Raw genomic sequence first — 21596 nt, forward strand, 5'->3', positions numbered from 1 at the left:
TCTTGTTCCTTTCCTATGAAAGTAGCTTGATGTCGATCTTTTCATTAAGCGCTTGAATGGCGAAACTGTTGTCAGGGTCGATGGTGGTGAGAAGACGGTTCATAATGGAGAAATAAGTTTCTTTGTTATCGCGGAAATAGCGGGTAAAGGTGTCACGCAGAGCGGCGGATTCATCCGCATATGTGTTCAGCAGGTCGTACTCCTTGATATATTCATGCCCCCAACTATTCAAGCGAAGCTGTTTGATCGAATCGTCGGAAATAAGGAACTTCTTCGCGCAGGTGAAACGGTAGGTTAGCTTGGCTTCGTCGATCAGGATCAGATGGTTCATGAAGGATTTGTACTCAAGCTGGATGTTAAAAGACTTTTCGATCAGGTTCTTCACGGAAAGGTCGCCGAGAATGTAGAAGTTGTAGGTGGCCTCCCCTTCTTCTTTGAGAATGAAATCGATCGTATACAGCGTAAGCAGAATGATTTCCCCCAGATTCTCTGCGTAGGCAAAATCGACGACCGGGGTCAATTCGCACTTAGCTTCCGTTTTAAGCTTATCGTACCTGCCAATGGGATTAAGCTTGTCGTAATCGAGTGACAAAATGGTTGCTAGTATCATAAGTACCTCTTCCTTTATGTTTATAATCCGAAAAACGTGGATACTGCTCTGAACGTCTCCATGTTGTTCACCGCAAAGACGTTATACGTCGACTCTACGTCGAGACATAATTTCAACGGCTTCCCTGTTTCGTCGAGTAACAGACCCCCAGCTTCTTCCAAAATGATCTGGCTCGCAAGGATGTCGTGAGTTTTTATCAGACCTTTTGCCGGATGGTAGTCGATGTAGCCGTTAAATGTGCCGCTTGCCACGGAAACGACATCAAGAGAAGGGCATCCGGTCATACGAATTCGCTTGGTGTTCATCATGCACTTCATGTACAAATCCGATTCTTCCCAGCTAAACGGACGGGAGAGAACAAGTCGATTATCCTTCGTCGGAGTCTCACTATCTATCCTAATTGGTCTGCCATTGTTAAACGCACCGCCTGATTGGGCGGCGTAAAACGTATCCTTCGAACCGTAATTATAGATCAGCCCAGACACGATTTGCTCTTCCTTCACGACCGCAATCGAAAGCGCAAAATAAGGGAAGTTCATTTTCGCATTAGACGTACCGTCCAGGGGGTCGATAACGAAGGTATAGCCGCTCTTCTCTCCCTCCAGTTCGGTCCAACCGATTTCCTCTGATAAAACCGAACCGCCCACTTTTGATCGATGCAGTTCGTTGATGACTACATCTTCCAAGACTTTGTCTAGCTTTGTCGTCTCCGTGCCGTCCGCACCTATTCCTACGATGCTGAAATTTCCATCAGTGTGACGGTGCTTGGTGTAGGCCAACTCCGCCTGTTTAATAATCCCTTGAAAAAGATTGTGGAAATTCATGGCGCACTGTTCTCCCTTACATATAGATAAATCTTCTCCAAGTGCTTTATATGATCGTAAAGTGCGTAGAATGATTTGTTTTCCGCGAACCATGCTTTTGCCCGTGAGGACAATGCGGATGACAGTTCTTTCTCTGCGATCAGCTTCGCAAGCGATTGGCTCAATGCGTCTGCATCTCCATGCGCGTATAGGAGTCCGTTTTCGCCGTGCTTGATAAATTCCCGATTGCCAGGAGCATCGGATGCGAGAATCGCTTTGCCCATAGAGAGCGATTCAAGAATGACGGAACTGTAGTTACCGACCAAGCGTGAGTCGATGAAAATATCTGCTTCGGCGATATATTGCGGAATATCGGAATGACTTACGTAGCCCGTGAAAATCACCTTGTCTTCTAGACAAAGCCGCTTCACCATTTTTCTCAGACGGTGTTCATTTATTAACTCGGGATGCTCATCTCCACCTACAATCAACAGCTTTGCATTGTTGAAAGATTGTGACACCTTGGCAAAGCCCTCAATCGCCGTATCGATGCCTTTTTCTTGAGCGAAGCAAGATGCGATATTTAAAACGACGATATCCTTTTCCTTACATCCGTATTTCTCCCGCACGCGATTCTCGGTGCTAGACAAGCTGAACTGGGAATCATCCACCGGCATTCGGAGAATTTCCGTCGGGCATTTGGCCCCGAGCAGACGAACCTTCGCCAATACCGATTCGTTGCTGCATACGATCGCATCAGCCCCGTGGACGCTTATTTCCACCATTCGCCGATAACGCCTGTCATTCTCAAAGCCGTTGAAGACATCTCTGCCGAAGCAGGAGAGAACCAGCGGCACACCAAACAGCGTCTTCGCCACTTTGATCGCGGCTAGACTATTAAAGGTTGCATAATGAGCGTGCACGACATCGAATTCTTCTTCGGATAAAATCGCGAACAGATGCTCTTCTAGCTTGTTCATTGTATCCAGCAAATCACGATTGGAAACAGGATAGTCGTCAATGACGGGATGTTCCAAAATATCAATCAGGTGAAACGTTGCCTTTTCCACCGATTTCTTCGGCAATTCACTGCAAATCACGTGTACGTCATGCCCAAGATCGGTCAGTCTGTTTGCAACCATTGCCGCATACAGTGTGCTGCCCGATTCGTATGAGAGTTTGGCGGATGGAATTAAGCATATTTTCATGACTTCACACTCATCGCAATTCTCCCAGCACTTTTAAGCAAGGTTTGGCGCTGGATCACCTTTTGCTTTATCGCCTCGCGTACATGCTTCATGATGTTACGCGGTTTGATTTCATTCGGATTTTCAGCAAGCATCTTTTCCAGTGTGTTGCGGAAGGTGACGCGAAGCTCCGTTTCAACATTGGTTTTGGTGATGCCGTAATTAATCACTTTCTTCAAATCCGCCTCGCGAGCGCCGGACGAGCCATGGAGTACAAGCGGAATGCCCAGTTTGGCGTTGATCTCTTGCAATCTCTCAATATCAAGCTGCATCTCTTTTACTTTCATTCCGTGGATCGTCCCAATGGAGACCGCTAGCACATCTACGTCGGTCGCTTCTTTGAATGTAATAGCAGCTTGCGGGTCTGTCATCATATCGGTGGAGATGGAACTGCAGCTCAACGGGTCTGCCGTAACGCCAACCTGACCGATTTCCGCTTCAACTGTCACATTGAATGGTCTGGCAAGCTCCACTACTTTTTGCGTCATCCTTGCGTTGTCTGCAAAATCTTTCTCCGAATAATCGATCATCACCGATGTAAAGCCAGTCTTGATCGCGCTTTCGATGATCTCCAGATTATCCGCGTGGTCGAGATGAAGTGCGGTTGGAAGCTTTCGTATTGCCGCTTCGTTCCTCACGATGTCTACCACGTTTTCAATCCCGAAAAATTCGATGGCAGGCTGTGTAATCTGCAGGATCAAGGGAGACTGCGCTTCCGTCGCTCCTTCAAAAACCCCCATCAACAGATCAAAATTGTCAAAGTTGAAAGCCGGAATAGCGTACTGTTTGGCATATGCGTCTTGCAGCAATTCTTTCATTGTGTATAGTGACATCGTTTCTCCTCCATACATGAATTTAGTGAATGAGTTGATCTAACAGCTTAATAACCGATTCGCGCGCTTTCGGATTATGGATATTAACATTCAGGTAATAGGCAGGGATGGTATTACATAGTTCTTTCAAGCCGGAGTCGAGAACGTGCATTGTTCGGGCCACTTGCTCCATATCGTTGTGAAAGTAATCGACGATATCTTCTTTCAGCTCCCAGTTACAGATGGCTTCGCTAAAGAGCTTGGCGTTATGGTACAGTACATCGGCGTTGAGCGGAGCTATATTCACCACGTCATCGGTTCGGTACTGAACCCAGAATATCGCCGAGATCTCCAATCGGTTGTTCGTAACTCTGCCATTCAGCCACTCTCGCGGATCGACGAATCTCTCCGTCCCGTTCTCTCGATAGCGAACCTTCGTCTTCATGCCCGAAACCATTTTTCCTTGTACGCAAGCGTGGGTATTACTTACCAATTTGGCTTTTTCCTTACACATTTCTTCAATCAGCACCGTCTTGCCCGAGCCGCCCCTACCCAAGAGCAAGATTGCTCTACCGTTCCATTCAATTGCGCCGGCCTTAAGATGCAGCCAGCCGTGTTGGATGCTTTTGACGGTAAGTAGATATTTGACCGCGAACGACCATACGATTCGGTTGGGATCAGTCGTAACGAACACCATCGCATCATCAAAAAGCTTGTAATACGCAGGTGCGCCGAAATGATGGCCGACGTAAAAGCCCTTCAACATAATTTGTTCCCGGTAGGTCGACTGCTCCCAATCTTTCATAAAATCTTTTTGTTCTTTAAAAAGGTAGATGCGGAATCGATCTATTTCGCCGGATTGTTGATCGTTAGCGGATACCTCGCATATTAACCCATCTGAATCGGCAACAATACGGTCGCAGGTTAAATCCCTATCGATAGTCATTATCTTATCGTCCATCATCTCACGTTCTACTCCCGCATCTAACAGTAAATGCGGCTCCCAATCACACTCCGAAAAACATTCTATTTCAAGAAAGTCAAACCGGAAACGTTTAACATATGGAAACTCGAGATTAGACAGCATTCAAACACCCTCTCATCACATCTATGATGCTTTGGCTATCAAGACCGAAGTGTTTGCGCAATTCATCTTCTGTGCCCGTTTGCCCATATTGATTACCAACGGACAAAATCCTGAAAGTCTCCACCGTAAGACGTCCGAACAGTTTTTCGCTAACCAAGCTGGACAATCCCCCGGCGATAAGATGATCTTCCACTAGCACTACATGCTTAATTCCTTCCAAGTAGGTAAGGAGCAATTCACTATCCATAGGATGAATGCTTGGAATATGAATCAATGCAGCATCGATACCATTTTCTACCTTCACCTGTTCACAAGCGGATAGGCACTCATGAATATTTTCTCCCGTAGAGATCACCGCCAGCTTCTCCCCGTCTCTCAACTTGACGGGCTTGCTCAACTCAAACGAATAAGACGATGCAAAAATCGTCGGTAACACTTTTCTCCCCATTCTTATGTACACCGGCCCTTGATGCTGAATGGCAAAGCGGGTCATCTCCCTCATTTCAATCGAGTCGGCAGGAGCCAGAACAACAAGGTTGGGAATCGCCCGTGCCAAAGCAATATCTTCAAAGCATTGATGCGAAGGTCCGTCCTCTCCCCCGGCAAACCCTACGTGCGTGCCGATGATTTTAACATTCTGCATGGTAAGTCCCACAGAATGGCGAACCTGTTCCCAACATCTCGGTAGAATAAACGAAGCACTTGAGCTAACTACAGGCACTAATCCGCAGTTCGCCATCCCTGCGGCAAGCCCTATGGCATGCTGTTCGCTGATCCCCGCCTGAAAGCTCCGTTCAGGAAATTCGCTGAAAAACCAATTCAGTCGCGTATGCTTCGCCATATCGCAATCGATTGCGACAATTCTCTCATCTTCTTTCGCGAGATTGACCAACTCTCGGCCAAATGCATCTCTTAGGGAATCCATGTACGCATCCCTCTCCTTAGCTCAATTCTCGGTACGCTGATTCGATCTCCTCGGCTGTTAGTCCCCTTCCGTGAAAATCGTTATTATGCTCCATAAAGCTGATGCCCTTGCCCTTAATCGTTTTCGCCAGAATCAGCGTCGGTTTTCCTTCCACCTTAACGCATGCGCTACAGATCTCCCCGAAATCGTGTCCATCAATAATGCGCACATTCCAGCCAAGCCCTTCCCACGCCCGTTCCATGTCTACGAGATTGGCAGTGCCAAGTGTGCTTCCCTCCAACTGGTAGCCGTTGCAATCGACAAAAGCAAACAGGTTGTCCAGTTTGTATCTGGGCGCAAATATCGCCGCTTCCCAAATCTGTCCCTCCTGCAGTTCTCCGTCTCCCAATAGAGCGAATGTTCTGAATCCAACCTTTTTGCCATGGATCGCCTGCCCTGCAGCAAACGACAACCCTTGCCCCAGAGAACCTCCCGCAAAATTGATTACATCTAGCCAATTCGGATCAGGATGGCCTTGCAACGGACTGCCGAATTTCCTCATGGTCAGAAGCCACTCTTTCGGAATATAGCCCGACAAATGGAGTGTTCCGTAATAAACAGCCTCAGCGTGACCTTTGCTCATTATAAATCGGTCTCTTAACTCCCAGTGAGGATTGGCGGGATCGTGCTTTATCACATTGGCATAAAGAGACAATAAAATCTCCACACACGAGAGCGATCCACCGATATGACCGGAACCACTTCTGGCAATGGAATCAATGATCAAAAAGCGAAGTTCCTTCGCCAATTCTTCCAAATTAGTTTCTTTGGCTTGGATCATGGAAGCACCCCATAAACTGAGTATTTGAAATAAACAAAAAAAATTGGGATTAGCATACCGGTTTTATCCGCTATTGATTATTTATAAAAGAAACCAACTGCATCTTCGATGTCGGGTTCTTTTAACTGTATATCTAGGATCTCATTATCCTTTGATAAGATATTAAGAACTTCAGCTACTTTAATTTCATCTTTATTAAAACTGATGACCATTCTGTTTTCATAGCTTTCTATAATTTTGAAACGAGGATCGTTTATTAAGACATCATCTCGTGTAAACTCTACAATGACTTGGTGACCTAAACTGTACTTATTTTTAAAATGGTTAATTGATCCATCATATACGATTTCACCGCTATGAATAGTAATAATTCGATTGCAAATCTGCTCAATATCATCCATATCATGTGTTGTTAATATAACCGTTATTTTTTTCTCTCTATTAATTTCCTTAATGAATGTCCTTATTTTCTGCTTAACAACTACATCAAGGCCTATGGTAGGCTCGTCCAGATAAAGTATTTCTGGATTATGTAACAAAGCCACTACGAGTTCAGCTCGCATTCTTTGTCCTAAACTCAATTGTCTAACAGGAGTCCTTAAAAAGGACGTCATTCCCAATAATTCGACATAAAAGTTCACATTATCCTTAAAGTCCTTATCAGGAATTTTGTATATCTTCTTATATAGGTCGAATGTCTCTTCCATTGGCAAATTCCAATATAACTGTGATCTTTGACCAAACACCACACCTATTTTCTTAGCATTTTCTTTACGATTTTCATAAGGAATTATTCCGTTAATCATTATGGAACCTGAAGAAGGAACTAAAATTCCTGAAAGCATTTTGATCGTCGTGGATTTTCCGGCTCCATTAGCTCCAATGTAACCAACTATCTCTCCTTTTTTTATGTTAAAGGAAATATCATTCACTGCTTTTTTTATAACGTACTTATTTTGGAAAAGCGATTGAATGGATTTGTAAAGACCTTTTTGTCTTTCATGAATTTTAAAATCTTTGGATACTTTTTTTACTTCAATAATATTTTCCATGTTCTATTACCTACTCCATTCTAAGATCCTGTACTCTTGTAATTATTAATTCCTACTAACCAAAGAGCATAGGCAATCACGGAAAGTACTATACCGACAACCGGAGCCATAAATTGAAATAGTGGGTGAAAGAGCAGGAAATCATTTTTGTTGAGAAAAAATTGTGCCGGATAAAAATTTATAAAAGCATATGGAAGAACAAACGTCAGTAAAATTTGAATGAATGTTGGATAAATAGAAATAGGATATCTTATAAAATTCTTCATTTGAAAAAATAATACGTCTTTAAGACTGCTATTTTCTACCACCCAGAATGATGGAATGGCTGTTAATAACAAAGCTGCTCCTTGTATTAAAGCCCCGCTCAGAATAACAATTATGAAGAAGAGAATGTGAATAAGAGACATAGAAATATTTAAATTTGATAGTGCTATAACCATTGCGACGATAGACAATAGTAGGTGGCTAATATACCCTGAATTAAATTCTCTGCATACCAGATACAGGAAATTATTTAATGGTTTTGTCAGAACCTCGTCAAAAGTACCATCCTTAATCATCATTGAAAGTCTAGAACTTGGGCTGGCTAAGAAGAAGCTTGCTAAAGCATATGAACAAAGATTAAACGCATATAAAAGTAGAACCTCATAGGAACCCCAACCATTAATTTCATTAAATTTATTAATAATTATCCATAACAAAAAAAATTCTGCTCCGTAAGATGCTAATTGAGCCATCAATCCAAGTGTAAAAGCCTTCTTATACTGAAGTATCCCTAATAATTGGATCTTAATAAATTCAAAATATAAGGAAACATACTGCATTTATTTACCCTCCATGTACTATCACCTTTCTTTGCACTCTTTTCCAAATTAATCTCTCTACACAAAATAAAATTAAAACCCAGAGTAACTGAGCGAACAACAACGATAAGGTATGTAATAGTGTGTATTTTCCGAGAAATATTGAAATTGGTTCATAAAAAATTAATCTTAAAGGCAAATAGTTGCAAATCTGAATGAGCCAGTTTGGATAGAACCATATTGGAATTGTGGATCCTGAAAAAAGTTCAAAAATAGCTCCCACAATAAATGGAATGTACCAAGAAGTTTCTAACCAGAACGCAAACAAACCAATTATAAATTTAATTAGAAACGCTATAAATACAGCAAATATTAGACTTAAAACAAAAAATATAAAATTGATATTACTAACATTTATTTGCAGACGATAGTAGATTGAAAAGAATAAGAAAGATGGTAAAAATATAAAAATTAAATGAAATAAATTGTTACCGACATCTTCTGCGAACATATAATTTCTGAAATGAATTGGTTTTGTGAAATCAGATAGGATGGTTCCTTTTTCGATTTTTTCACCAGTTTTATTGCCAGCTTCTGATCTTGTAATATTAAAAATAAAAGAAGAAATTAGTACATAAATAATCATTTCGTTTAAATTAGATTCGCCAGTTACATTGTTTTTATATAGTGCAGTCCACACATTAATCTGAATAAGAATCATGATAAAACCAGCTAAAACAGAAGTGACAAAATTAAATTTATAAACATATTTCTCCATAAAAGATAATTTGAAAAATTTCAAGTAAAGGCTCAAGAGTTTGCCTCATTTCGTAAAATGATCATCGGTATATAACAATTCACCTCATTCTCTCTTTCATGCTTTTCAATAAAAATATTCATTCCTAGCTTGTTATTCTCAAGTAAATAGTCACTCAACTCATTGTTAGGTATTATGAACTCAGCTACCAGTGTTTTGCACTTTTCGTTATAGACAAGACTTCCGTAACTATTTTGAACCCCAAAGCTCTTTTGTCTATCTTCACAACCGAATAATGTTATTTTTTTATTCATATTTTCAAAATTAAAATTAATGATATCCTTCTCATGAATGTTTTCAACATCGTTTATAATCACTTGAACAAGAAGATCGTTCGTCCATTCAACTTTTAAAATCACCTGCTTTTGATTGTTATTCCTTGCTATATAATGTGCATGTGATACTGAGTCTAAATTTCCAAATACATCAAGATGTAGTATATTATCACTTTTCAACTGTATAGGAGCTGCTCCTAAAGTTGATAAAACGTTTTCAAATGAAGTATCAAAAACAGTTTTAATTAAATCATTTGGAATGAACCACTTATTGAATCCCCAAGACAATACCTTTGGAAACCATCTTAGATTTGTCTTGGTGTCCACTATACTTACTTGATAAATCTGTTGTAAAAGGGTATTAACAAATTCCACGCTGTGGTTAGCATGATATTTTTTAGTGAGTTCCAAGAATTTAGTAGCATTAAAGTTGGGTTCTTGTAGTAACAAGTATACCTCTACCAAGTTAATCAACTTGAAATGAGGGACTTCATCACCACTTGTAATATAGTCTCTAAACATTGATGTACACAAAATAATTAACGACATATTTACATCAGGAATTAAAACGTTTTCGAATAACTTAATTGAATTTTGAACAAGGTCGCTATAAGAAATTTCTCCAGCGAATAAAATTCCTTTGCCGGTTGTCATTTTATTTTCTCTAGAAATATTGTTAATATCTGCGGGATATGAAATCACGGGAACAAACTTATGTAGATCAATTAAGATATTGTTTCTTTGAAGCTCTGAAAGTTCGTGCCCTGTTTCTGTTTTCTTCTCATCAAATCCTTGAGCTAGTAATGCATCTCTAAGTGCAATCGGATCATACGATAGTAGATCAATATCCGACGCACCCCTGAGAAGAACCCTTCCATTAGTTATGTGGTGATTGCTAAACCCCTTAACAACTACTACTGGTTGCTCTAAGCTTTGTTGTAGTTCCTTAAGAAAGGATATTGATGCATTATAGTGATTCGTAATTTCTTGTATTTGCTTCTCGAGCTGTGGAATCTCTTTATCCATAATTTTTTTAAAATATGGTTGGAGATTGTGTTTCTTAATACACGACAGTAAATACTCTATGTTTTTACCACCATCTTCTTCTTTTTCATTACTAAGTTTTACTGATTTCATTAGCTTGTGTACTAATAACAATTCGTCCATAACTACCTCCCATTTTCTAATCCAGCTGTACTTCGCTAACACTTTATAACATTAATCCAAATTATTATAAATTATTTCCATAATCCCCCTTGTAAATGAATGGATAATAATCATTCTATATTGTAATTAATGACTAAACTACCTTGAAAATTGGTTATGATATCATGCGATAATTAGCTAAAGTTTAACTTAAGTTTTTCTTACTAATCAGGTAGGCTCTTAAAGCTCTGTCCGTCGAATAAGAATGTACTTCTATACTAATTTGGATGAATCCTGTCATTGGTCGAATCCTGCACTGCTGTCTGGCTTACATCCGCACCGGGTGTGGCTTGGCCAACATAGGACCAATCTTTCAAAATTGTTTTTCCGAAATTACATCCCAGGTTTGGCTGCCAAATATCATGATGAAGAAGTGAGAACCGGCATTCTATTATTATTGCTGAGTCTTTTTACTGCGTACATGATATACTTTCGTCAATTCGTTGACAGAGATCAGATTCAACAGTCCCCCCCCCCTTTCCTATATTTACATGTTCAGCCGTGTCGAGCCATGGATCAGCCAAATGTAGAAAACCGCCCGTCATCCGAACCTGTATAGCAAGCTGTCGGGGACGGGTACATTTTTTTTCCGGAAGGGGTACATTTCCTTCACACAACATAAAAACGGCTTCGCCGTTGGCGAAACCGTGGTTTCTAAGGTCAAAATATCACCGAAGATTATTTCTCCGTTGTATTTCTGAACATGCTCGGGGATGCTCCTTTGTTTAACAGCTGAGCCCCAAGCATGTATAGAGGATTTATTATATTCCTGTATACGTGACGGCCTTGTATTCAATTTCCCAATATAGGTAGTTAGAAGTGTCGGAGTGATCAAGACAGTACTTCTTACTCATCTGTGGTTCTGTCTGGCTTCATGCCTTTCTAACTCGACTACTTTCTCTTTGTTTTTGGGTAACTCAAAGAAGCCATCTAAATTACTGGTCGCTTGGAAATAGTAGGTTCACTTGGTTCTTAAATGACTATAGGCTTATCGCATTGTACACTCTCCGAGCCGCTTTGAACCATGGGCTGTAACAGTCGAACTTATAGGAGATCAGCCTAGCATGCCGTACAACGCGTGCAGCAATTACATCATATTTTGAATGACCGTACGTATTCGTCTTCTTTGTACATTTTGGCGTATCGGAGCATCTGGCGAAACCGGGGCACGTTATCGAAATTCTGGTCGACATCATTGCCAAGAACGGCAACCTGCTCCTCAACATTCCGCAGAAACCGGACGGTACGATCGATGATGAGTGCACGTATATCCTGTAGGAGATGGCCAAATGGATCCGGATATGCGGGGAAGGCGTGTACGGCACCAGGCCGTTCCGCGTATCGGGCGAAGGCCAGTCGCGCGTGGTCATCGATCATTTCAAGGAGGACAGAGTGGAATGGAATTCCAGCGACTTCCGTTTCACCCAAAAGAGAAATACACTTTACGCATTCCAAATGCGGTGGCCGGAAGATCATTGTGCCGTCATCCGTACATTGACACTGGCTGACAAGGTGGAATCCGTCCGGCAGCTTGGCGTTGGCGAAGTACCGTTCGAACAGCCTTACGGAGGGCTAATCGTTTCGCTGCCGGACCGACAGCCGACGCCGTACGTCAACTGCCTGGCGATTGAACTTAAGCCGTAAGTAATCGACAATCGGGTAAAAGGTTTGTGCCAGGATTGCAGCGATTCCCGCTCGCGCAAGAGAAGATAACCCGGACGCTCCCGTAAGGACAGCCAGCTCTCCTCTAACATCGGGTAGGAGGCTACCCATTAATTGAGTAGCCGACCTCCCACACCACCGTACTTACCGTTCGGTATACGGCGGTTCCTTAGTTCACACATTTACTTGTCGATAATAATCAGAAAAGTATATAAATCCGAGTCCTTTGATGGTGTTATTTCCGAGGGATATTGAGAGAATAGGACTTTTTGAGGTTCTCCAATAACTCTTTCTTGTGTTTGCGTGTTCCCATGCCTTTTGTTCTTGGATTCCGAGTGACATCAACATTTCGAACTTCGTCTTTACTCGTTTCCATTGTTTCCAGAAGACCATGCGAATCCGCCTTCTCATCCATTCATCCGTGGTTTTGAGCAGTTTCTTGATGTCCGCTATTCTGAAATAGTTAACCCACCCCATGATATAGCGACTAAGCTTCTTTGCTCTTTCTGCGTTCCCCATTCCATTGCTTCTCGATGTCAGTTCCTTTATTTTAGCTTTCATCTTGATAATGGATTTCGGATGTATTCGGATCCTCGCTTCTCCTTTATGTTGATAAAACGAGAATCCAAGAAATTTGACTCTCCTTGCCTCGTCCACTACCGTTTTCTCCCGATTCACTTTGAGGAATAGCTTCTTCTCGATGAAGGGCAGGATGTTTTCCAGTGTTCGCTCCGCACTCCTTCTACTTTTGCAGAAGATAAGGAGGTAAGTAGCCCGAGGGAATCGCACCCTCAGGCCCTCTCAGAACCGGACGTGAACCTCTCGGCTCATCCGGCTCCCATTATCCAGTCGTAGGCAGTATTCCCATCTGCCAGTGAGCAAACAGTTTAGGTAGATTCTTTGCCAGTCGTCCCATCCAATTTGTCGCCCGTGTCTTGTGCCTCTCCAGTTTCTTGTATTTCCTTCTTGCCCAATGGATGAGTGCCTCGTTCATATGGCGTAAAACGGGATATAATTGCGACTTGCAGAAGTGTCCATAGTAGTTGATCCACCCTCTAATCGAGGCATTGAACATCCGCGACAGGTCATCAATGGCCACGTCCGGCTTCAAATGCATCCGCCATCCTCTAATCGTTTGCCTCATTGCTTTGCACGCCTTGTTGCTCACTGCTGGCGTGAAGTTGATGAAATGTTTTCCAAACCGATTCTTCGATCGTCTTGGCCGAAAGGTGTACCCCAGAAAGTCGAACTTAATTTCGGAATACTCCCCTTTGCGGTCATCATCTTTGCAATACACAATTCGCGTTTTATCCGGGTGCAGTTCGAGTTTACATTGCGTGAACCGTCCTTTGAGTTGCTCAAGCAGCCGTTCAGCTTCCTCTTTCGTACGACAGTGGATCACTGCATCATCCGCATATCTTGCCCACGGATTATTGGGATGCTCGATTCCCATCCATTTATCGAATGTATAGTGCATGAACAGATTCGCAAGTACTGGACTGATGACCCCACCTTGCGGCGTGCCGGAGGTTCGTTCTACGATGTCTCCATTCTTCATTTGGAACGGAGCTCTTAGCCATCTTTCGATGTAGAGAATGATCCACGCACAGTCCGTATGTTTCTTTACTGCCTTCATAAGCAACCCATGATCGATGTTGTCGAATAGACCTTTAATGTCAAATTCCAACACCCAGTCATATCTCCAACATCTGGTTCTTGTTACTCGAACCGCATCAATCGCGGATTTTCCCGGTCTGTACCCATAAGAGTCGGAGTGAAATATAGGTTCCACCATCGGCTCAAAGATCAGCTTAACTGTCATTTGCGCGATACGATCTGAGACGGTTGGAATCCCCAATATCCTTACCCCGCCGTTCTTCTTCGGTATCTCTACCGCTTTAACTGGTGGGGGAAAGTAACTTCCCGAGGACATTCTGTTCCAGATTTTAAAGAGGTTGGCTTTCAGGTTTTCCTCAAACTTTTGAATCGACTCTTCGTCGACTCCGGCTGCTCCCTTCTTCGCTTTGACTCGCTCATAAGCTTCCCAAACGGTGTGCTTTGAAATTTCATACGACTTTGTTTTGTCCATTTGTTCCTCCCACTTTCGCGGTTGACGTATTTTCAAAACTGGATAACACAACCCCTTGGCTCCGCCACCTTTTCAGTGGGTTCATCGCTACTACGGGCTATTCCGCCCCTATACTCCGCATTTGTACTTTCATCCTTGCGGGATTTCCGCTTGGATTTTTCCATTCGCATCGGAGTCGTAGGTTCCCACGTTCCGAACAAAAGCCTGTGTTACGTTCACGCCGCCTTCATGCCGGTCACCATCTGGACAGTAAACAGGTTTCCTCCAGACTCATCCCAGGCCAACGACTCCCTCCTGGTTTTGATGACGTCCCTACGCTTTCGACACTTTATCAGCCATTGACTTGTGTTCGTCTCCGTAACACTCACCTGACAGAGTCTTGCTCTGCCTTTTCCTTAACGCTCACCACCGACGGCTTTTGACCACAGCAGCTTAAGGTGGTTTGAAGCCTCCGCCTGCACAGCGGCTCCGAAGGGCCCGCCTTCATCTTTTGTTCAGCATTGCTTTGGCTTTCTTACGCGCCATGCATTCACACAAACTTGTGTCCGCGGCTTTCCAGTTCCTTATCCAGCTCGTTCAGCATAATGTTGCTGAGAATTGGACTCAAGTTTCCGCCCTGCGGTACACCGACCTCTGTTTCCTCGAAGCGGTGTTTCACGACCACGCCAGCTTTCAGGTACTTATGTATGAGTGAAATGACTCGACCATCTTTGATGGTTCTTGATAATACCTCGACGAGCTTACTTTGATTTACCGTGTCAAAATATTTCTCCAAGTCCATGTCCACAACATATTTGTACCCTTGCTCAATGTTGTTTTGGCTTTTTCCAATGGCGTCGTGCTGACTTCGTTTGGGTCGGAATCCGAAGCTGTTCTCTGAGAATTGCTTCTCGTAGATGGGCGTAAGCACCTGGGCAATTGCCTGCTGAATCACTCGGTCCACCACGGTCGGGATTCCTAGATTTCTTTTCTTACCGTTCTCTTTCGGTATTTCTACCCTTCGAACGGCATTCGGACGATAGTTTCCGTCCAGAATGGACTGCCTGATGTTCTCTCCGTTCTCTTTGAGATATTGCAGAAGTTCATCTACTTTCATCCCGTCGATACCATGAGAGCCTTTATTCGCTTTGACCTTTTTAAACGCTTGGTTCATGTTGTCTCTGCTCACGATTTCCTCAAGTAGTCCCTTCTTCGACTCGGTTGCGTTGGTGTTGCCTGTTTCAGTTATCCTCTCAGGATTGTGCACTCCCGCATATCCTTCATGTTCCGCATTATCTTTCTGCATGGAGCCTTCTCCTCGAAGTTGGCTGCCCTTTATTCCTGTATTGGTAACTTTCATTGACTAACACCTCCTAAGGTTCAGCCCTTCCCTCATGTCGTCGACTACATCAGGTACTATGGCCTCTGCTGACTTCTCATGATAAATCTTATTTCAACCGTGATTCGAAATGATCTTCTCACGTCCATGAGATCTCCCACGGTAAGACGATTCACTTTCCTTCCATGTACCCACATCATTTACATTGGTATGTCCGTGTAGTTATTGGACTTCGTTTTGTTATGCAAACTCATCCCATACCTTATGCCTGATAATGTTCGTGTTCCTTGGGTCGGAATTTTGCCTCCAGCTTCCTTCAGATTCCACCTTACGATGGATACCCTTGCTCTCGGCTAGTGGTTGGTAACTACAAACCCCCACAGTGGACTTTCACCACCTAGTTAATCGCCATGCGTGGCGCACATACAGGAGTCCCATGAATAGATTCAGGGACTCCTCTAGATCCTGGCAGATTTCCAGTCGTAATCACAAACGCACAGAGAACGCTACGATAACTTTGCTTCCGTAATTGCCTTCCCGTCTAAACGATATGTCCCTTGGTCTGCAGCGTCCAATCAACCAATTATGTTCATCAGCGTCACCAGGAATCCAAAAATCAACGCAACAAGCCCAACCAACGAAGAATCTGTTCGTGTTGCTCTACAATACTCATTAAAGTGTCTTCCTCACAACATGGGACCTTACATGATCATCACAATTTCTGAATATCAAACGACTAAAATTGTAGGCACCGTTATTCCAAACATGGAAATCATGAAAACCATCCTTAATCAGAATTTGATAAAAATGATTAAGATGATTCCCCGATTGGTGTATAAGCCCATCTATCGATTTTATATAGCTGCCAATTGCTACTCCGTCTGCATCGCCGCAGGTGGTATATAGCAAATGAAGATTATGGACGCATGATGTGAGACTGACTCCCAGAGTTTCGCCATCACTCGATGTAGGAGCGTTTGAAAAAGCTCCGACATATGCGAACAAATCTATCATGCCTGGCGCGAGCACAGTTTTATCCAACCCGTTGTTCCAGGGACTCTCTGTGCCCGTGATTCGCGTCGAATCATATCGGTAACCGCCGAGGATCAGATTCAAGGCTTGCATTCCCCCCATCGAAAGCCCGGCGATCGCTCTGCGCGTGCGGTTATATATGATTCCCTCATGTGAAGTGACTGTTATATCTGCGTAGGTTTTGTAGTTTGATTCTATAAATGGAATCAGATCGTATCTCAACTCATAATCGAAGTAATAAAATCCCAGCATATTGGTTCCTTCGGAATTGAAGGAGCTATCCGTCCAGTCGTACGCGCTTCTTCCGTTGGGAAATACGACGATCAGCGGATCGATATCGCCGTTAACAATTAGATTATCAAATATATTGCAAATGATAAATCGTCCGTCAACCTTACCGTTACTACTTAACCATTCATATTGATTCCCACCTACGCCATGAAGCAAATACAATACATTATATCTAACAGTAGTGTCGTTTGGGTCATAACCCGCAGGCAAGTAGACGTTGCATTTCTTCAATATGGCATCTCCCGCAACGGTTTCTCTTCCTGCTTCACTGATGTCGATGTTCCGATCCGTTACAAGCTGTCGAGATAAATGAATATAGTTGCCTACCTTATAGGAAACCTCCTGAATCGTACCTTGAAGCTCTTCATTAACTGACATAAGATATTTGGAAGGCACTGCCGTCACATTCATGCTTTTCATGGATCTTTATTGTCCCTTCGGATATATATTTTTTCCACATTAAGATTAAGGAATACAAAGCTGCCGCACATGAAATCCACGTGCGGACAGCCTTCCTTCTATTCCTTGCTGGCGTTATTGCACCTGTTGAGCATCCAAAATCCTAATGATGATAACCACCGCTTCTGCGCGGGTGCTGAATGCCTTCGGCTTCAGCGTACCGTCTTCGTAGCCGTTCAGAACACCCTTGGCTGTCAAAGCCGCAAGAAGTCCTTGGGCCCAGGCGGAGACGTCGCCGCTGTCCTTATAGTCCAAACCGCTGTTCGCAGATGCCAAATGTGCGGCACGTGCAAGGATTACGGCCATTTGTTCCCGGGTGATGTTGTCATCCGGGCCGAAGGTTCCGTCCTCATAGCCGACTACAATCCCCAGTGCGGATGCTATTGCGATTGCATCCTTCGCCCAGTGACTGCCGGTATCGGAGAACCCAGCTCCGCCTGTTGCCGTCAGGTGGAAAGCTCTGACGATCATGGATACGAACTCTGCTCTTGTAACGGATGCTTCAGGCCGGAATAAACCGTCTTGGTAGCCGTCGATCACACCTGCCTTCACAAGGGCTTGGATCCCTGCTTCGGCCCAGTGTCCTTTAATATCGGTCAAGGCTGGTACCTCGACAGATGCAGACTTTTCTGCCGCCAATACTGCAAACTTGGTGAAGTGCGTCACGCTGCCGGAAACGGTGCCTTTCTCCCGGTCGACCTTAATGTCGTCCAGTTTGACCCACTTGCCAGTTTCTTCATTGTACCAGTACAGTGCCAGCTCATGCTCATCATCCAACACGCTAGTGTTGAACGGAAGGGTGATAGTGACTGGTTTCTGGAACGGTCCTGTTACGTCCTTAGTAATCTCGTACACATCTCCGGCCAGCTTCAATCTCGGGTCGGTATTCAGCTTTGAGGGATCGCTCAGCTTTTTGACGACCACGATAACGTCCTTGCCAATGGCTCCGGCCGGCAAATCTATGGTCGCCCCATTTTGTTCCACCTTGCCGCCCTTTTGGCCGTCCACTTTATCGGATCCGTCCGGTGTGGAGCTCGGGGTAGAACCAGTCAGGGGAGGTGTAGGCTTCGGTTCAAACGTCAGAACGCCGAATCTCGAGGTGTTCTGATAGGATTGGCCTGTCGGGTCGTTCCAAGAAAAGACGCTGTCCCGGCTTCCACTGTCCTGAGCATTGTTGATTTGGAAGTCAAATCCGATCATGGTTCCGGCTTTAGGAATGATCGTATCCAGCGCGATAGCCGCTTCTAAGACGTAACCTCCGTCAATTAATTTAGTGGCCGAAGTATAGTTGTCTTGGGTTGCATGGCCGCCAACGGTCTTTACGTTCTTGAAGTTGATTCGGTATTGACCGTCGTCGATTTGGTAGCTATCCGTTTTTCCGTTGTTCTGGTCAACGAAGATTTCAATCGAATCCTGTTCCCATGGGTTCGCGTTGGCATCGCTCAATTTGCTATCTTGCACGATGGCATAAGCATAGAGGTTATGCTCATCCCACATTGTACGCAATTGAGCTTTGGCAACTGCGTTGTTATGTTGCTCTACCTTGACGTCAGTGGTATAAACCGGTGCGTTCGCCCACGTGCTGTCCAGTTCACCGTCGATAGTAGGGGTTCCGTAAACAGCTTTTCCCGCCTTGGTAGCATCGATATAAGTCAAGACCCCGTAACCAGCTGTATCGCTGTCTTGGACGTTCCGTGGATCACTCCAGGAAACGATGACACCGTTACTGCCATGCTCCGTACCGTCATTAGTTCCCATGTCGGTCACTCTTACGTCAAACTTCACTTGCTTGCCTAAGGTGCCTGCCAATGGGATCGATGCCTGAAGTACATAACCGTCGGTAGTTTCCGTAATATGAGCATCATTTCGTGCGAATGTATACTTCTGGATTCCATTGTTATCTACAAAGAGATCGATTTTATCCGTTGCGGTTTTGGTACTGTCTTTGACCGCTACACGGGCAAATAGGTTATGTTCATCCCACAACGTTTTCACTTGAGCCTGCAGCGTACCTGACTGTTGGGTCTTGATTGTCGGAACCCTATTCCAAACCAAATCCGAAGCATTTGCAGGTGTGCCTTGAGCCGTAAATGCTGTTTGTGGAGTTATGGGAAGATGGGTAGTCGGCAGGGTCTCAACTGCCTCAATCATTCCCCAATACGCGTATTTCGCTTGGAACTGTACGTCGAACGGAAGAGGAGCATCTTTACGGATGATATTATTGAAGTTGTCCAGCCAGGTGTGATTGTCTGCCATCCCCCATAGCGTAACATTGCTGATCCATCCGTCCTTATTATATGCCGGAGTGTTCGGGTCGGCATGTTTGCCCTCGTTGTCCAATCGAACCAGCTCTTGGAACAATTGTTTGTAGCGGTACCCTTGTTTGATAAGCATGTTCTCATCAAAGCTGGTTGTGGAGCTATCCGTATAAACGGAAACGTCAAGCTCTGTGATCTGATTGTCGAATCCGGCTTCTCCGAATTTCCGGATGGAATCGGAAATTTGTTCGATAGAGGGACCGCCGATGCTGATGTGCGTTTGGTGGCCTACGCCGTCAATCGGAATTCCATCGTCTCTCAGCTTCGTCGCCAAAATATACAAGAAATCGCGTTTGACCGGATCCTGCGTACCGTAATCGTTGATATACAGCTTTGAGTTCGGGAACTCTTCCCGAGCAACAGTGAAGGCTGTTCGGATGAAGTCTAGACCGGTCAGTCTATACCACTCGCTCTTCCGCATGCCGTCCGACTGTCCTGGGTCGATGACTTCGTTGACAACGTCGATGGCATTGATCGGTACTTGCATGGCGTTGAAGTGACGCGCCACGGTTTGAATATAAGTCGTAAGACGGTCAAGCACAAGCTGTTTATTCTCCGTTGTTGCTGCAAGCGGCTGGCCCTGGCTATCCTTAAACATCCATTCCGCAGCCTGCGAATGCCAAGCAAGAGTATGCAACCGGAAATTCATATTGTGGTCCTTGGCATACTGTGCGATCGTGTCTGCTTCCGACCAGTTCCATTGCCCTTCTGACGGTTCCAAAGAGCCCGGCTTTGTGGCGTTCTCGGCGACGATGGAATTGTAGTGATAATCCAGAAGGTTGTGGACATCTTCAGTAAGCTCACCACCAGCTACCGCAGCGCCGATCTTGAAGTTGTCTGCATAAACGTCCTTCAAATGATCAATATCCGTTTGAATCGGCTTTGGTCCGGCTACTTGGCCTACATTGGACAAATCGAAATCATCCATATAGAAGGATCTTGCTTCGGTTAACTTGTCGGCTACTTCCACGTATGCATTCAATACGGTCGGAGTGGTAGCCATGGTAAACGTGCCCGTCAATTGTACCCATTGATCAGGGGTTACCGATACGTTAGACGAAACATTGGTATAACTGCTGTTGCCGCTTTGTACAGAAATTCGCAATGTAGTAGGGGATTGTCCCGGAGCCATCTTGACCCATGCAGACAAATTGTACTTGTAGCCCGTGGACATCTTCCCAAGGACGTTCAGCAAGGGTCCATCATATTGTTCTGATACCGTGGTCAGTAAGCTCTTGGAGCCGCCTGTAGTGTGATTGGCATCCATCGATATGCTGATATTGCCGGAGCCGTTTCTACGTACCCAATCCCCTTGCCCGTCTTCAAAGGTGGATTGGATGCCAGTTTGGTCAATCGACGTGACGTCCGTTAGCGACACTTCATCGATATAGAGGTCCTCCGTAGTGGTGGAAGCTGAATCCGACTCCACCCATATTTTGAACCCCTTCGTATCGCCCGGCAGCTCGTATCCCTTCAGTTCAAAGGTGGTCCAATCGGTGGAGCTAACCGATTTATTCCCCACCAGCCAAGGATATTTGTTGGTCAGCGAGGCGGCATCGACATTGGAAGCGATATGAAAACTATCGGTTCCTGCTCCGAGTTTAAGCTTCAGTGATAAATCGTACGTATGGCCGGGTTTCGCCAACGAAGTCAAATCAAAGAACGGGCTGCTGTTACTTGCAGCACGGTTCGTCATCGCCAAGGACTTGGATCCTTCGGAATATGTTGCCGACGTTACGGCAATGTTTCCGTCCCCCATCCAAGGCACCTTTACCCAGCCGCCGGTTTGGCCATCTTCAAAGCTTTGGGACAAAACCACCGATCCGCTGGCTGCTGCCTCCAAAGGCACTAGCAGCTGGGGGGCGATCATCCCAAACAGCAGCACGATTGCCATCAATAAATTAATTTTCTTTCTCACAAACATCCTCCTCTTCCTTGAAATCGCTTACAATTTTATTCCAATTTCATTC

Annotated in this window: 18 protein-coding genes; 1 reads left to right on the forward strand and 17 read right to left on the reverse strand. The window is 44.4% G+C overall.

Annotated features, from left to right (window positions below; all coding sequences use genetic code 11):
• Positions 1–13: 13 nt before the first annotated feature.
• The 12 genes from NYR53_RS24275 to NYR53_RS34670 form a co-directional block, all read right to left on the reverse strand.
• Positions 14–610, reverse strand: coding sequence for a hypothetical protein (locus tag NYR53_RS24275; protein WP_261301709.1), 597 nt, complete (start codon positions 608–610; stop codon positions 14–16).
• A 20-nt stretch (positions 611–630) separates the two neighbouring features.
• Positions 631–1434, reverse strand: a complete 804-nt coding sequence (locus NYR53_RS24280; RefSeq protein ID WP_261301710.1) for an inositol monophosphatase family protein — start codon at positions 1432–1434, stop codon at positions 631–633.
• Positions 1431–2621, reverse strand: coding sequence for a glycosyltransferase family 4 protein (locus NYR53_RS24285; protein WP_261301711.1), 1191 nt, complete (start codon positions 2619–2621; stop codon positions 1431–1433). Before NYR53_RS24285 ends, NYR53_RS24280 begins: the two co-directional genes overlap by 4 nt.
• Positions 2618–3493 (reverse strand): class II fructose-bisphosphate aldolase, encoded by an 876-nt coding sequence (locus NYR53_RS24290; RefSeq protein WP_261301712.1) that lies wholly within the window; start codon positions 3491–3493, stop codon positions 2618–2620. The genes NYR53_RS24285 and NYR53_RS24290 overlap by 4 nt, the downstream gene beginning before the upstream one ends.
• Before the next feature lie 22 nt (positions 3494–3515).
• The gene (locus tag NYR53_RS24295; protein WP_261301713.1) at positions 3516–4559 is read right to left on the reverse strand and encodes a hypothetical protein; all 1044 of its coding nucleotides are present in this window, start codon (positions 4557–4559) and stop codon (positions 3516–3518) included.
• The gene (locus NYR53_RS24300; protein WP_261301714.1) at positions 4549–5484 is read right to left on the reverse strand and encodes a transketolase family protein; all 936 of its coding nucleotides are present in this window, start codon (positions 5482–5484) and stop codon (positions 4549–4551) included. Before NYR53_RS24300 ends, NYR53_RS24295 begins: the two co-directional genes overlap by 11 nt.
• A gap of 16 nt (positions 5485–5500) precedes the next feature.
• Positions 5501–6304, reverse strand: a complete 804-nt coding sequence (locus tag NYR53_RS24305; RefSeq protein ID WP_261301715.1) for a transketolase — start codon at positions 6302–6304, stop codon at positions 5501–5503.
• 77 nt (positions 6305–6381) lie between these two features.
• Positions 6382–7356, reverse strand: coding sequence for an ABC transporter ATP-binding protein (locus NYR53_RS24310; RefSeq protein ID WP_261301716.1), 975 nt, complete (start codon positions 7354–7356; stop codon positions 6382–6384).
• A 20-nt stretch (positions 7357–7376) separates the two neighbouring features.
• Positions 7377–8180, reverse strand: coding sequence for an ABC transporter permease (locus NYR53_RS24315; RefSeq protein ID WP_261301717.1), 804 nt, complete (start codon positions 8178–8180; stop codon positions 7377–7379).
• Positions 8181–8184: 4 nt separating this feature from the next.
• Complete coding sequence (locus NYR53_RS24320) at positions 8185–8937, reverse strand: ABC transporter permease (protein WP_261301718.1); 753 nt, start codon at positions 8935–8937, stop codon at positions 8185–8187.
• A gap of 32 nt (positions 8938–8969) precedes the next feature.
• Positions 8970–10418, reverse strand: coding sequence for a nucleotidyltransferase family protein (locus NYR53_RS24325; RefSeq protein ID WP_261301719.1), 1449 nt, complete (start codon positions 10416–10418; stop codon positions 8970–8972).
• Between the two features lie 1131 nt (positions 10419–11549).
• Entirely contained in the window at positions 11550–11834 is a 285-nt protein-coding gene (locus NYR53_RS34670) for a hypothetical protein (RefSeq protein WP_437180069.1), read from the reverse strand.
• Between the two features lie 15 nt (positions 11835–11849).
• Here NYR53_RS34670 and NYR53_RS24335 point away from each other — a divergent pair, with 15 nt between their 5' ends.
• A complete protein-coding gene (locus NYR53_RS24335; protein WP_261301720.1) occupies positions 11850–12101 on the forward strand; it encodes an alpha-L-fucosidase C-terminal domain-containing protein in 252 nt (83 codons plus the stop codon).
• A gap of 192 nt (positions 12102–12293) precedes the next feature.
• On the opposite strand, the gene NYR53_RS24340 is transcribed toward NYR53_RS24335, so the two are convergent.
• The 5 genes from NYR53_RS24340 to NYR53_RS24360 form a co-directional block, all read right to left on the reverse strand.
• On the reverse strand, positions 12294–12680 hold the full coding sequence (locus NYR53_RS24340) for a group II intron maturase-specific domain-containing protein (protein WP_261301721.1): 387 nt from the start codon (positions 12678–12680) through the stop codon (positions 12294–12296).
• A 280-nt stretch (positions 12681–12960) separates the two neighbouring features.
• Positions 12961–14208 carry a group II intron reverse transcriptase/maturase gene (ltrA, locus tag NYR53_RS24345; RefSeq protein WP_261301722.1) on the reverse strand — a complete coding sequence of 416 codons (1248 nt, stop codon included), beginning with the start codon at positions 14206–14208 and terminating at the stop codon, positions 12961–12963.
• A gap of 529 nt (positions 14209–14737) precedes the next feature.
• Positions 14738–15547 carry a reverse transcriptase domain-containing protein gene (locus tag NYR53_RS24350; protein ID WP_261301723.1) on the reverse strand — a complete coding sequence of 270 codons (810 nt, stop codon included), beginning with the start codon at positions 15545–15547 and terminating at the stop codon, positions 14738–14740.
• A 651-nt stretch (positions 15548–16198) separates the two neighbouring features.
• Positions 16199–17269, reverse strand: a complete 1071-nt coding sequence (locus tag NYR53_RS24355) for an alpha/beta hydrolase (protein WP_261301724.1) — start codon at positions 17267–17269, stop codon at positions 16199–16201.
• 114 nt (positions 17270–17383) lie between these two features.
• Entirely contained in the window at positions 17384–21544 is a 4161-nt protein-coding gene (locus NYR53_RS24360; RefSeq protein WP_261301725.1) for an endo-1,4-beta-xylanase, read from the reverse strand.
• Positions 21545–21596 lie beyond the last annotated feature (52 nt).

The organism is Paenibacillus andongensis (assembly GCF_025369935.1).
GTDB lineage: Bacteria > Bacillota > Bacilli > Paenibacillales > NBRC-103111 > Paenibacillus_E > Paenibacillus_E andongensis.